This is a genomic window from Microcoleus vaginatus PCC 9802 (assembly GCA_022701275.1).
In the GTDB taxonomy this organism is placed as follows: domain Bacteria; phylum Cyanobacteriota; class Cyanobacteriia; order Cyanobacteriales; family Microcoleaceae; genus Microcoleus; species Microcoleus vaginatus_A.
Genome location: CP031740.1, coordinates 6,005,312 through 6,018,724, shown reverse-complemented (window position 1 = coordinate 6,018,724; position 13,413 = coordinate 6,005,312). Strand labels below are relative to the sequence as shown.

The window sequence follows — 13,413 nt, the reverse complement described above, 5'->3', positions numbered from 1 at the left end:
AATAGTTTGAGGTTTTTTTATGGCAAAAATTATTAATCAGGAGGTCATCGCGTGCGATCGATTCCTAGTTGGCACGAAAAACTATAAAAAATAACAGGCACAGAGAGTCGCCTTCCCCACTACCCGCGTGGCGCAGTGAAACCAGGCAATCGCAGAGTTTTGTGCTTGCAAAGTGTACCGAACAATGGCAAAATCATCAACAATGATGACTAAATCACTGGTATGCTGAAAAAAATATTTAGGCAAATTTCCAAGTTCAGCAATGATGAAAATTTTCTGCATTTTACAGAAAGTGTAGAAGTAATAATATCGAAAATTTTATCACTGGCGATGATTTGGGTAATTCTCCTCAGCGTTTGCGATTTGCTGATTTTTTTAGCAAAAGAATTGGTAAGCAACACTGATAATTTGTTAAAAGACACGTTGTTTGTCATATTTGGGTTATTTTTAAATGTTTTAATTGCATTGGAAATCTTGGAAAATATTACAGCTTATCTGAAAAAGCACGTAATTCAAGTAGAGCTAGTTATTGTAACTTCTTTGATAGCAGTATCTAGAAAAATCATCATTCTTGACCTGGAAAAAAAAACAGCAGCCGACTTGATTGGTTTAGCGACTGCCATTTTCGCCCTTTCCATCAGTTACTTGATAGTGCGGTACACAAATAAAGAAAAAGAGTAATATCGGGAATTGAGAAGTGGGAATTTTAAATAACTAATATAGCAATCCTCGCCTCATTTGTGAATTTCTTACTCCCTCCCCTTACCAAGGGGAGGGTTGGGGTGGGGTAAAAAAATTACGACTTATTTAGAATTGCTCTATCATATCCGGTCGATTGACCAGAAATGATATTATTCCAATAAACCAGGAGGGGGCACAATTTCAATTCGGCCTTGTTCTAAGTCAACAATTGGCACAATCTCTTCCACAAAAGGAATCAAAATTTTTGTGGATTTAGGCTCTTTAACGCGAATTTTCCGGGGTTTGCGGGTATTTCTGGGGTCAGCGTTGGCTTTGGGAGTTTCAGGCTGTTTTGGCTTTTCTAATTCTGCGGCGACAATTTCCGGCGGCGTTAGATTCGTTTCTACTTCTAAAAGGTCGTTACCTGCGGGAATAATATCACTTACCTTGCCTAAAATTTCCCCGGTTAGCTGGTTAAAAACTTCCATACCGATCAAATCTTGGACGTAAAACTCATCAGATTCGAGGTAAGGTCGATCGGTCTTTTCAACAAACAACTTACAGCCCCGCAGCGCCTCAGCACTATCGCGGTCTTCCACACCCTCTACCTCTACAGCATACAGCCCTTTGCCCGGAATGTAGCGACCGCCCAAAAACTCGATCGGTTCCGGTTCACTTTTGTTAGGGCGCAAAATCCACCGCTTCCCCGGTTCGATAAACCTTTCCGGGAAATCCGAATCGGGATAGACTCGCACTTCCCCGTCCAAACCTTGAGCTGCTACAATTTTACCGATTTCTATCCACTCAGACATAGATTATATCACTCAAATTGCTAGTAATTGATAAGGGGAATTTGGTGTTTGGAATTGAGAAGCCGCAATAGGGAAGTGGGGATTGGCAACTGAAAAATGTTGAATTATTTTTATTCCTTATTCCCTCTTCCCTTCTCCCTCTTCCCTCTTCCTTCTTCCCTCTTCCTTCTTCCTTCTTCCTTCTTTACACCAATCCAGTTCTCAGCGCTACAACTGCTGCTTGCACGCGGTCATCCACTGCCAACTTATTCATAATACCGCGAACATGAGTTTTAATCGTATTTGGACTCAAGTAAAGCGCCGCTGCAATTTCGGGATTGCTGTTACCTTCCACCATTAATTTTAACACCTCCAATTCCCGCTGTGACAACTGACCAAAAGTAGTTGTAGAGGCAGGTATCGGGGGTTTGAGGTGTTCAATGACAGTCCGGGCAATTTGAGGGTCAAGATATGTAGCCCCCTCTGCTGCGGCTGCAATCGCTGCTAACAGCCTGTCTACGGAAGCACCTTTAATACAATAAGCATCAGCACCGCTAGAAAGGGCAGCAATAATTTCAGTTTCTGCCGTGTGAGAAGTTAACATTACTACTCGAACTTCTGGCAGTTGTGCTTTAATTTGCTGCGTCGCTGCTATGCCGTCCAGCCGTGGCAAACCGATATCCATCACAATAATATCAGGTTTAAGTTTCAGTGCGGCTGCTACGCCTAAATACCCGTCTTCTGCTTGTCCTACTATTTCTATTTCTGGGGAATCGGCTAAAACTTGCTCTAATCCCAGTTGCATCATCGGGTCATCTTCAACAATTAAAATTCTCATAATACGAAGGAAGAAGGAAGAAGGAAGAAGGAAGAAGGAAGAAGGAAGAAGGAAGAAGGAAGAAGGAAGAAGGAAGAAGGAAGAAGGAAGGAGGAAGAAGGAAGAAGGAAGAAGGAAGGAGGAAGATTACTTAGTTGTTAATATTTTACATTAACTTATACCGAACCAATAACAAATAATCCATAACAACTAACTAATGACTAACTTTTAAAACCTCCACGAATTCGCCTGGTAAAATCCCGGTTTCCACTGGTGGCAAAACTGCTAAACCACTTGTATTGGCGAGGTTAATTAAATTCGCTGAATTTTGGCTGCCGCTAGCAGGTTCAAATTCCCACACTCCCGCAACTAAATGTAGTTTACCCCAAACATAAGTTTCGCGCCGGCCAGGCGATCGCAATTCAGCATTACACCTAGCTTTGACAAACTCCGGCCCCCAAGCATCCGGGCCAAGCCCAGAAATCTTTTTCAAAGCAGGCACAACAAACCGCCAACAACAGACTAAAGCCGAAACCGGATTTCCCGGCAAACCAAAATAGAGACAATCCGAACTCAAAGTCGGCGAATCATCATTTTTTTCACCTCGTTTAAACGCAGCAACCGTTAAAGGTTTCCCCGGCTTAATCGCCACCGAACTAATGTGAACTTTTCCTCCCAAATCTGCCAAAATTTTCTCGACATAATCGTAGTCTCCTACGGAGACGCCCCCCGTAGAAAGCACCACATCCGCCGTCGCAACAGCCCCGGATATCGCCTTATTTAACGCATCTTCATTATCAGAAACAATCCCCAATCGAATCGGTTCAAATCCCATTTGGGCCAACAAAACTGTCAAAGCATACTGATTCGAGTCTACCAGTTTACCCGGTGCCAAAGGTTCGTCTGGCGATACCAATTCGTCACCCGTAGAAAAAATTGCCACCCGCAGCCGCCGATAAACTGGAACTTGAATGCACTGGGCAGTTGCTAACACCGCCATTTCTGGGGCGTTGATAACTGTACCGGAAGTTAGCAAAGTTGTTCCTGCTTGATAAAAAGTGCCTTTGTGCCTGACAAATGCTTGCGGTTTTTCAGGAGAAACTAAGATAAAAATGCGATCGCCCTCACGCCTTGTTTCTTCCTGCATTACCACCGTATCAGCACCCGCAGGCATCACCCCACCCGTAAAAATCCGCGCCGCTTGCCCCGATTGCATGGTATTCCGAGGCTGATATCCGGCTGGAATTTCTTCAACTACTTCGAGTACCGCTGGTTTTTCGGCGCTACAATTTTCAACATCAGCAAAGCGCACCGCGTACCCATCCATTGCGGAATTGTCCCAATAAGGAAAATCAAGGGAACCAGTTACAGGGGCAGCCAAAATGCGCCCCGATGCTGCCAGCAAGTCTACAGTTTCTACATCCCGCTGACTGTCGAGGGGTTGCGCCAAATTTAGAACGATCGATTCTGCTTCTTTCACTGACAGCATGACTGTCTCCTTGTTTTGATAACACTCCTGATTAAGTTTAGCAAAATATCCAGAGATATTGGTGATATAATTTTTTGTACTTGGGCAGTAAACCTAATTTTTGGTGTTAATTGCTTATGACTATTTCTCGCTTTGTTGTTCGACTAAATGGTTTATCCTTATTTCTGGTTGTGCTGCTGATACTTTTCACTCAACTTTCCGGCTTAAAAGTCAGCGATTTATTCTTTCACCCTTATTTTTCCCCCAATCCCAATGTCGCCTTGCTAACTCGGACATTCCAGATTTTATGTTCTGTACCCGTCATTGTTTGTACTTTCACCTATGGACTAGCTCAAAGTATTCAACCGCGCAATTTAGAAAATCGATTTATTCTCTTCTCCGCTCTTTTAACAGGCGGCTTTCTGCTCAATCACAGTTACAGAATTCATATATATATGATAGCATTAGGCATTCCCAAGCTAGGAGTAAGCCTTTTGTACGCCGTTGTTTTGTCCTCCTACGGATGGTTTTTTCGGCGAGAACTACTGTTGACTCCCTACCAAATATTGTTAGCGGCTTTGGGCTTGTTGTTTTTTGCGATCGGCGTGGATTCCCTGCATTTAAAAAACAAGATGTTCTCCAGTTTACTAGAGGGAGTACCTAAACTGTTTAGCGAAATTAACATTGCATTTTATTATTGGTATGTCTGTAAGTGTTTACTACAAAAAGCTTTTTATAAAACTCTTGATAGCTAGTTATAAGTAGGTGATATCATTATCAAAACTGCCTCAAAAAATATCCTAAAATCCCCTGGCTACCTCAATAATATTTACAGTATCTCCATCGTTCTGCCTTGCTCGGCATTCATATACATTATGTGGCTTAAAAATTCCAACGCACTTTGATAAAATACCATGATAGCAGTTACCATCAACTTCAACTCCATAATTAAAATAACCGACGACCAATTTTATCAATTGTGTCGTGAAAACCCCGATGTCAAATTTGAACGCAATGCCGAAGGAGAAATAATCGTTATGTCACCCACAGGAGGAGAAACCGGAAATTACAATTTTGAAATAGCTACTGATTTTGGAATTTGGAACAGACAAACTCAACTGGGAGTTTGTTTCGATTCTTCAACTTGCTTCCAACTGCCCAGCGGTGCAAACCGTTCTCCCGATGTCTCTTGGATTGAAAAATCAAGATGGGATGCCCTCACTCCCGAACAAAAACAAAAATTTCCTCCCATTGCCCCGGATTTTGTCTTAGAGTTAATGTCGCCAACCGACAGTTTAAAAGATACTCAAGACAAAATGCAAGAATACATGAATAACCAAGTAAAACTAGGCTGGTTAATCAACCGCAAAACCCGGAGAGTCGAAATTTCTCGCCAAGGACAAGAAATAGAAGTTTTGGAATGTCCAACAGAACTTTCAGGAGAAGATATTTTGCCCGGTTTCGTGCTAAACTTGCAAACACTGTGGCAATAACTAGACATCTTGCATCTATCAGCGTTTATTTGCGTTCATCTGCGGTTAAAAAAAATCTAATGGAAACAAATACAGAAACCACTGCAACCACTGGCTTAACAGCGGAACAACACAAACAGAAAATGCAGCGCCGCCAAGACGTGCAATCACAGCGAATCGCTAACTCATCCAAAGAAAAAGGTTTAATTATAGTCAATACGGGTAACGGTAAAGGCAAAACCACGGCCGCTTTGGGAATGGTTGTGCGATCGCTCGGTCACGGATACCGCGTCGCTATAGTACAATTTATCAAGGGAGCTTGGGAACCTGCAGAAAAAGCCGTTTTTCAACTCTGGGAAAAACAGCTAGAATTCCACGCAATGGGGGAAGGCTTTACCTGGGACACGCAAGACCGCGATCGAGATATCGAAACAGCTCAAAAAGCCTGGGAAAAATCCCTAACTTTTATCTGCAATCCCGAATTTAAATTAGTTCTTCTAGATGAAGTCAATATAGCATTAAAACTAGGTTATTTGCAAGTCGAGCAAGTGCTTTCCGGGTTAGACCAAAAACCAGAAGAAACCCACATTATTTTAACAGGCAGAGGCGCCCCGCCAGCGCTAATCGAACGCGCAGACTTGGTGACAGAAATGACTTTAGTTAAGCATCCATTCCGAGAACAAGGCATTAAAGCTCAACCAGGTATTGAGTATTAATGTTTTTTGTAGTCAGGACTTTTCACCAATCTCACATCTAAAATCTTAAATATATCCTAAGCTGACAAGGTTAAAGTAAAAGTTGACCCCTTGCCAAACTCGCTACTCACAGTAATTTCTCCCCCCAGCATCTGAGAGTATTTCTGCGCTATTGCCAAGCCCAAACCCGTACCTCCGTACTTGCGGGTAGTCGAAGCATCAGCTTGCGTAAAAGGTTGAAATAACTTTTGTAGCTGTTCAGGAGTAATCCCAATCCCCGTATCAGTACACTTAATAATTAACTGTTCCGAATTCCCACTATTCTCGTCATTGTTTATTCTTTCAACGCTGAGTGTAACTGTTCCTTTATGAGTAAACTTAGCTGCATTACTGAGCAAATTAAACAAAATTTGAGTCAACTTAATTTTATCCGAATATAATTCGCCAATATTATTAGGACACTCCACATTCAGGCGATTAGTGTTTCGCAAAAATAGCGGTTCAACAGTTCTGGCTACATCTTGAACGGCCTCCGACACGTCAAAACTTTCTAATTCAAGTTCCGCGTGACCGGCTTCAATCTTGGACAAGTCCAGAATATCATTAATTAAGGAAAGTAAAAGCTGGCCTGAATTGTGAATTCTCTCCAAATCGGACACAAAATTTTCTTCGCCCAAATCTAAAGCCTCTTCTTGCAGAATCTCGCTGTAACCGATAATCGCATTCAGAGGAGTTCGCAGTTCGTGGCTCATGTTAGCCAAAAACTGACTTTTAGCCAAACTAGCTGCTTCTGCGGCTTCCTTTGCCTTGTAGAGTTCTGCCTCGGCTTGCAAGCGGTCGGTTACGTCGTGAGCAAGCACTAATTCAGCATTTCTGCTATCAAATACCATGGCATAAGAAGTAATTTCAACATCAATAATTGTTCCGTCTTTTTTCTGGTGCTGCCACACACCTGCAAACTCAATACCGGCATCTACTTGGGAGATATTTTCTAGCAATCTCGGCCGCTCTTGGGGGGGACGAATGTCCGCAACGGTCATGTTGAGAAATTCGTCACGAGTGTAGCCGTAGTGTTGGACAGCAGCCTGATTGACGGCTATAAATTCCAGAGTTTCTAAATCGTAAACCCACATCGGATGGGGGTTATTTTTAAACAAAAGTCTGTAGCGTTCTTCCGAGGCTCGCAGTTCGGCTTCGGCTTGTTTGCGCTCGGTAATGTCGCGGACAACAGTGCAAATAATCTCGCGGCCGCCGTAGGAAATCACGCTCCCGCTCACTTCCACATCCACGCAGGAACCGTCTCGGCGGCGGTAGAGAACTTCGCCAATTCTGAATTGTTTGTTCGTCAGCAGCAACTCGATATTGTTGTCAATTAGCTCTTTAGAGTAAGCGATGATATCGTAAATAGTTAGTTGCGAAATCGCATCAGGACTGTAATCGAGCAAGTCTCTAAACGCTGTATTGGCTTCCAAAAGGCGTTTGGTTTGAGCGTCCCATAGGAAAATACAATCTGTAGCTTGCTCGACTACGGCTCGGTAGCGGGCTTTTTCCTCAAGTTGTTCGCTTTCGGCTTGGGCGATGGCACTCAACATTCCGTTGATAGTATGGGCAAGGTCTGACAACTCATCTTCACCCGTAACCGGCAGTCGCACCGAGAGGTCTTGGCTGCTGCTGACGTGGTTCACTGCTTTCGCCAAACCGCTCAACCGAGACAGCACCAGACGCTCTAGCAGTAGCAGAGTGCAGCCGACCAACCCAACTCCCGCTAACGCTACAGACCCCAGCAGGTACAGCAAACTAATTTGACCTTGCCGATATATTTCTCTGGGGATATCCACCCGCAACAGCAGCGCAGGTTGGTTGTAAATATCGCGGATCAAAGTGTAACCCGCGATCGACTCTTCGCTTACAGGACGCACCAAAATCGGCTTTTTTTCCGACAGTTTCTCCCGCGCTTTCTGAAAGTCAGCAGGCAACCCAGGCTCATTAACGCTGTGTACGATTAGCGGCAAGCGAGTAATTTTAGAAAGCTTCGCAATGCCCGCAGCATCCAAGTTGCGCCCGAATATCAGCGTACCTCGGATCGGGCCGGTGCTTTTAGTCGTCAGAATTGGCCGGGAACTAATCAGTATTGGCCCTGATGGTAGCAGCAAGATACCAGCGATGCTGCTTTTGGCGTTGGGGTGCTGCAACAGCGCGTCACTGAGAGAAATGCGCCGTTTTAATGCTTCTGGAACAGACGTTAGTTTCAGCTTTTCGCTGTCGAAACCCGTACCGTAAACTATTTTGCCCGAAGTATTGACAAATACGGCTATATTAACTCTCAAATTAGCCAGCCCTTCTGGAATTAAATTGGAGGCAATAAATTCTGAGTTGCGGTTTTGGATGAAAGCGTAGGTGTCGTCCCAGGCCGACCAGTCGGCAAAGCGCGAGTTGAAGTCGTCTGCAGTTTGCCCGAACACGCTGAGCACTCCCTTGACAACCTGTGTGGCTTCTTGTTCCTCTGCTTTGATCAGGCTGCCCAAGAGGATTCTTGAGGAGGCGGCATACAGAATGCCAGTCAATCCAGCGATAGTAATGCCAATGATCGATAGTGTTTTCCGACGCAGTTTCATCTTGCCATGTGTGTGGTGTCCGTCCGAAATTCTAAACTCAGGAGCAATTTTACTGCTGTTTCCTGAACCCTGAGCGAAAGCAATTTGATCCGGGGGCCCCCGATGTATCAGTGGGGTTGCTTTCTTCAATTCTAAAATCTAAAATCTAAAATCTAAAATCTAAAATCTAAAATCGATTGACTGGTGGCGCAGCGCGTGTTTCCTACTTTTCCCACACCTGCTGCTTGTGAGCTTCCTTGCAAATACCCAAGATGCGCCGATCGTTGTCGCTGATGGTGGAAATTGGGTAATACTGTTGCAGATTTACGGAGTAGGGAGAGCGACTGCCGTCGTAACTGTCAACTACTGTTAAATTTAACTGAGTTTGATCGCTTGTGCCGTAAAAACAGTAAAAAGCAGACCGAGGCAGGTAAAAAGCTCCGACTACCTTACTCTGCCGCATTTCCAATACCAAATATTCTTGTTTAATTTCATCTGGCTTGCTCGACTGGCCGTAGAGGTAAATGCCATCTGCTAAACCTGTGCTAGCTGTATCTGGCGCAGGATTTGGGGGAGATTGCAAGCTTAAAACGCTGGATTTGATGTCCGAGTCCTGCACCAGGCGTGCGGGGAATGCGATGCTGAAGTTACTGGGCGAGAGAGCAAGCACGATCGCGATCGCTTCTAAACTTCCTGTCAATATCAAATAAGTCAAAACCACTCCAGACCCCAAAATTTAAAATACCTGGTTCCAAGCGCCTTTTGTACCAGTTTCACAAAGATCGTAGAGAAACCGGGTATTTGGCTTAATGTTGGCTATTAACTTGAAGGAACGATCGCCCGCCCGGTTCCTGAACTTAAATGTAAGATTAGTTTTGACAAATTTTGCGTCCGCCCTGATTGGGCAATCCACCCATCAAATAATACCATTTTAGATTTTAAATTTTATAGTCCTGGACGCATCTACTACAATTTTCTCTCCGAAGACAACGTAGTGAAGCAATCTCAAACCCTTGATTTAAGCTCGATAGTGCGTAAGTCCTGTTTTAGATTAAAGAATGGAATAATTGGGAATGACCTATTGCCTAATTGTGTGAATCACCTGCTTACAGTTACATTCTTTTTTCAACCTGGTATAGACGTAAAAAAAGTTGAGATTTCCCAAAATCTCAACTTTTTTAGTAACTAACTAGCCAAGTATTCTCGGACTTGAGATTGGCGGCGCCGCAGGTGGGCAAGGGCTTGATGTTCTAGCTGCCGCACCCGTTCCCGGCTGAGATTGAGGCGTTCTCCCACTTTCGCCAGAGACATTTCTGTGCCGTCTTCCAAACCGAAGCGCAGAATTATCACATCTCGCTGCTGGGGGGTCAGTTCTGATATCAAAGTATCGAGGTCTTGCCGCAGCAATTCCGAGGTAATGTAGTTGTCGGGAGATGCAGTTTCGTCTTCTAAGAGTTCTTGCAGTTCGGTATCTTGGTTGTCTCCTACCCGCAAGTCCAAAGAAACTGGATGTCTTGCCATCAGCAGGTATTCCCGAATTTGGGAAGGGTGCAGTTCCAAGGCCGCGGCAATTTCCCCGGGGGAGGGAGATCGGCCCAACTGCTGGGTAAGTTCCCGCTGCACTTTTTTGATTTTGTTGAGTTTTTCGGTGATGTGAATTGGCAATCGAATTGTGCGGGCGTGTTGGGCGATCGCGCGGGTAATTGCTTGCCGAATCCACCAGTAGGCATAGGTAGAAAATTTGTATCCCCGCATTGGGTCAAATTTTTCGACTCCTCGTTCTAAACCAAGGGTGCCTTCTTGAATTAAATCCAAGAATTCCATATTGCGTTTCTGGTATTTTTTGGCGATCGCCACTACTAGCCGCAAATTCGCTTCAATCATCTTTTGCTTAGCCCGCCGCCCTATGTGTAATATCCGGCTAAGTTCAGGTTCGGTCAACTCCATTTCGGCAGCCCACTCTTGATTCGTCAGATCCCGCTGCCATTCTTTAGCAAGTGCTTGTTTTGCTTCGATTAATTTCATCATTTGCTGCACTTGCTTCCCGAAAACAATTTCTTCTTCTCGGGTTAGCAGGGGTACGCGACCGATCTCGTGCAGATAGGTACGAACCGTATCCGTTGAGGAGTATGGCCGGCTGCCCATGCGATCGGCTTTCACTGTTTTGTTTTTGGGGGTTATGGTGGACATGGGTGAGTATTGCACTCCTTGTAACAACAGATAAAAAGTTGGTGATACCCTGTCCCACTTTTGCAAGTGGGATAAAGACTGCGACAAAGGGGATGTTTCCCCTCCTGTTTATCGGTGACGATCGGTAGAAGCTTTTTGTTTGGGATTACTTTTGTGCTGGATTTTCCAGTAATCCCCGTCGATTTTCGGTAGCTCGCTAGCTTTAACGGCTAGTTCAAGGCGAAGTGGAGCAAGAGTTTAGTTTTCTCAATATTATTCCCAATTTTGAGGATCGTAAAGGGTAAAAACCTCTGTCTTAAGGTCAAGATTCTACATTTTTCCTTAAGGTTTTGAATTCCCTGTTAGTTTTAACTGCCACTCAACTTCACAATACTCATGCAAACAGACTCATGCAATTCGAGGGCTTTGTTTTGCTCTCTGTTCCATCATCGCTTGAAATTTTCTCGCTGCCTAGATGCTGGCATGCGAGATAACCGAACTGGATCGCCGTATTAGATGCGAGTAACTGTTTAAAATATTTATTGACATTTTTATTTAAATATGCTAATCCAATTCTGCTACGAGTAACGACAAGGTGTATAAAGGCTGGCTGTTGCCCTGTTTGACTTTCATTGTGCTGCGAGGCTCCATCATCTCCATCATGTTTAAGCTTATGCAAATTTTGGGCAGTTAGGGATGAGGGGTGAGGGGGTGAAAGGGGAAAAGCTTCTGACTGAAAGCTGGGGTCTAGTTTTTTTGACGTTCAATCGCACTTTTTCGTTTATAACTGAGGCAAAAATCAGATATTTCTGTCATTGCCCGCGATCGCGAATTGTTCGCAAAGACTAATTTACAGTAACATTTGCCTCAGTTCTGTAATTAATCTCGCAGTTGTCAATCTAAAATCCCAAATCCATTTTAGCAGATTCTGCCTCGGCAAATACTTGTTCATCGGGCATTTCTTGCCAGTCAATATCCCCAATTTCTCTGTAGAATTGCTCGTCATAGGGGCGAGTTTGCACGACTACGGGCATGGGTACGGCGTGCCCCAAAACTAATGCTTGCTGTTTGGAGTCGAGTTTTGCCAAAACTGAACGCAAACTCTGCCCTCCCGAAACGCCGGTAAAAATAGCATCGATGTCTTTATCGTCGTTTAGCAAAGCAGTAATGCGCGTCCCGACTTGCGACATGACTTCGGCATCGATGCCAGAAGGACGCTGGTCTACAATCAGCAGGGTTACGAAGTATTTTCGCATTTCTCTGGCGATCGTACCGAAAATAGTTGAGCGCACGATCGCCGGATCGAGAAAGCGGTGAGCTTCTTCAATGGTAATCACCAATGGCTGCGGGCGATCGCACGGATTTTTGCTCTGCAAAAACTTCTCAGCTTTCCGCACGTAAGCTTGGTGAATGCGGCGAGTAATTACATTTGCAGCCAACATATACGACAGCAAATCCGAGTGGGAACCGAACTCAATTACTACATTCTTCCCGCCATCCAAACACTGCAAAACTTCAGTCACATAATTTTTCGGACAGCGTTTCCGAATGTATTTCAAATCATTCAGCCGCTCTAATTTCCGCTGCAAAGCCATAATCGAAGACTTATTTCCCCGCTTTTCTTCGCAAAACATTTGGATATCTTCGTTGCTCATTTCCAGCAACTTGTTTATCCAACCACTTCCAAGCTCATTTCGCAAAATAATCGCATTTTCGATACTAGCTTCCGACAAATTCAACTCGCGCTGCACCAGCGCTATATCTTCCACTTCAATTTGATCGAAACTTAAAAATAACTCTTGAGCGTCGCGGACTCCCCGGCGTTTCGTCGATTCTGGATCGAGGGTATAAATCTGAATTTTATCGGGAAACAACTGCCGCAAACCTTTAACAGTGCTGAACTGTTTCCCTTCCGAAACTGCTTCCCACCCGTACTCCGAGTGCATATCAAAAATTAGATTGACAGCAGCTTGCTTGCGAATAATTCCCGACAATAGCAAGCGCGTCAGAAAAGATTTTCCCGTTCCCGACTTGCCAAAAACGCCGTTGCTGCGTTCCACAAATCGGTCTAAATCCAAGCACACAGCAACGTCCATGTCAATCGGTTTGCCGATCGCAAAATTGCGGCGGTACGGGTCATCTTCCCAGCCAAAAACTGCCCGAAAATCAGTTTCTTTGGCATCAAACACCTGGGAAAAGTGGCTGGGAATAGTTTTGACAGGCAGCAACTCAATATCCGCACCGGTTTGTGACTCAAAAGAAGCCAAATTTCCTAACGCCAGCTTATTCTCGCGAACTCCGCCGTTTTTCGTCGGGTCGAAAATTGCCTGCGGTTTTTCTCGTTCAGCAGTCAACATCAACATCGGCGACAGTTCGATCGTACCGTAGGTGCTGCTACCGGCTAGCACTGCGAGAAGAAAATCGTCGTCGGGATTGGGAGGATTCGATAAAATGCGGGCGCTAGAAGTTCCGAGAGACACGTCGGTGAGCATACAGAAAAAGTGCGATCGCACCCCCCGCACTACTAGAAATTTCCCCACCCTCATATCTTCCACCGAAACGTCGGCGTGCAGTCGCACTTCTAATCCCTTGCTCAGAGAACCTTGAATAACAGAGCCTAACGGTCGATCCATTTTAGATTTTAGATTTTAGATTTTAGATTGTTAATAATCGAGCACTTTTCGATGGGCGATTTTTTATTTTAGATTTTCGATTGTTAACAGTCA

12 protein-coding genes are annotated in these 13,413 nt (G+C 44.5%); 4 read left to right on the top strand and 8 right to left on the bottom strand.

Going from position 1 to position 13,413, the window contains the following annotated elements:
* Positions 1-222 precede the first annotated feature (222 nt).
* A complete protein-coding gene (locus D0A34_24960) occupies positions 223-681 on the top strand; it encodes a hypothetical protein (GenBank protein UNU21658.1) in 459 nt (152 codons plus the stop codon).
* 170 nt (positions 682-851) lie between these two features.
* Here the strand turns inward: D0A34_24960 and rimM are convergent, their stop codons facing one another.
* The 3 genes from rimM to D0A34_24945 form a co-directional block, all read right to left on the bottom strand.
* Positions 852-1,493 (bottom strand): ribosome maturation factor RimM, encoded by a 642-nt coding sequence (gene rimM / locus D0A34_24955; protein UNU21657.1) that lies wholly within the window; start codon positions 1,491-1,493, stop codon positions 852-854.
* Between the two features lie 184 nt (positions 1,494-1,677).
* Positions 1,678-2,310: a DNA-binding response regulator gene (locus D0A34_24950; GenBank protein ID UNU21656.1), complete on the bottom strand. Its 633-nt coding sequence runs from the start codon at positions 2,308-2,310 to the stop codon at positions 1,678-1,680.
* 193 nt (positions 2,311-2,503) lie between these two features.
* A complete protein-coding gene (locus tag D0A34_24945) occupies positions 2,504-3,778 on the bottom strand; it encodes a molybdopterin molybdenumtransferase MoeA (protein ID UNU21655.1) in 1,275 nt (424 codons plus the stop codon).
* 116 nt (positions 3,779-3,894) lie between these two features.
* Here D0A34_24945 and D0A34_24940 point away from each other — a divergent pair, with 116 nt between their 5' ends.
* The 3 genes from D0A34_24940 (at position 3,895) to cobO (ending at position 5,945) form a co-directional block, all read left to right on the top strand.
* The gene (locus D0A34_24940) at positions 3,895-4,512 is read left to right on the top strand and encodes a hypothetical protein (protein ID UNU21654.1); all 618 of its coding nucleotides are present in this window, start codon (positions 3,895-3,897) and stop codon (positions 4,510-4,512) included.
* A gap of 159 nt (positions 4,513-4,671) precedes the next feature.
* The gene (locus D0A34_24935) at positions 4,672-5,250 is read left to right on the top strand and encodes a Uma2 family endonuclease (GenBank protein ID UNU21653.1); all 579 of its coding nucleotides are present in this window, start codon (positions 4,672-4,674) and stop codon (positions 5,248-5,250) included.
* 59 nt (positions 5,251-5,309) lie between these two features.
* On the top strand, positions 5,310-5,945 hold the full coding sequence (gene cobO, locus D0A34_24930) for a cob(I)yrinic acid a,c-diamide adenosyltransferase (protein UNU21652.1): 636 nt from the start codon (positions 5,310-5,312) through the stop codon (positions 5,943-5,945).
* A 56-nt stretch (positions 5,946-6,001) separates the two neighbouring features.
* Here the strand turns inward: cobO and D0A34_24925 are convergent, their stop codons facing one another.
* From D0A34_24925 to D0A34_24905, 5 genes are all read right to left on the bottom strand, one after another.
* Positions 6,002-8,539, bottom strand: a complete 2,538-nt coding sequence (locus D0A34_24925; protein ID UNU21651.1) for a PAS domain S-box protein — start codon at positions 8,537-8,539, stop codon at positions 6,002-6,004.
* Between the two features lie 202 nt (positions 8,540-8,741).
* Positions 8,742-9,239: a hypothetical protein gene (locus D0A34_24920; GenBank protein ID UNU21650.1), complete on the bottom strand. Its 498-nt coding sequence runs from the start codon at positions 9,237-9,239 to the stop codon at positions 8,742-8,744.
* Between the two features lie 464 nt (positions 9,240-9,703).
* Positions 9,704-10,708: an RNA polymerase sigma factor, RpoD/SigA family gene (locus D0A34_24915; GenBank protein ID UNU21649.1), complete on the bottom strand. Its 1,005-nt coding sequence runs from the start codon at positions 10,706-10,708 to the stop codon at positions 9,704-9,706.
* 373 nt (positions 10,709-11,081) lie between these two features.
* The gene (locus D0A34_24910) at positions 11,082-11,366 is read right to left on the bottom strand and encodes a hypothetical protein (GenBank protein ID UNU21648.1); all 285 of its coding nucleotides are present in this window, start codon (positions 11,364-11,366) and stop codon (positions 11,082-11,084) included.
* A gap of 220 nt (positions 11,367-11,586) precedes the next feature.
* Positions 11,587-13,320 (bottom strand): ATP-binding protein, encoded by a 1,734-nt coding sequence (locus D0A34_24905; GenBank protein UNU21647.1) that lies wholly within the window; start codon positions 13,318-13,320, stop codon positions 11,587-11,589.
* Positions 13,321-13,413 lie beyond the last annotated feature (93 nt).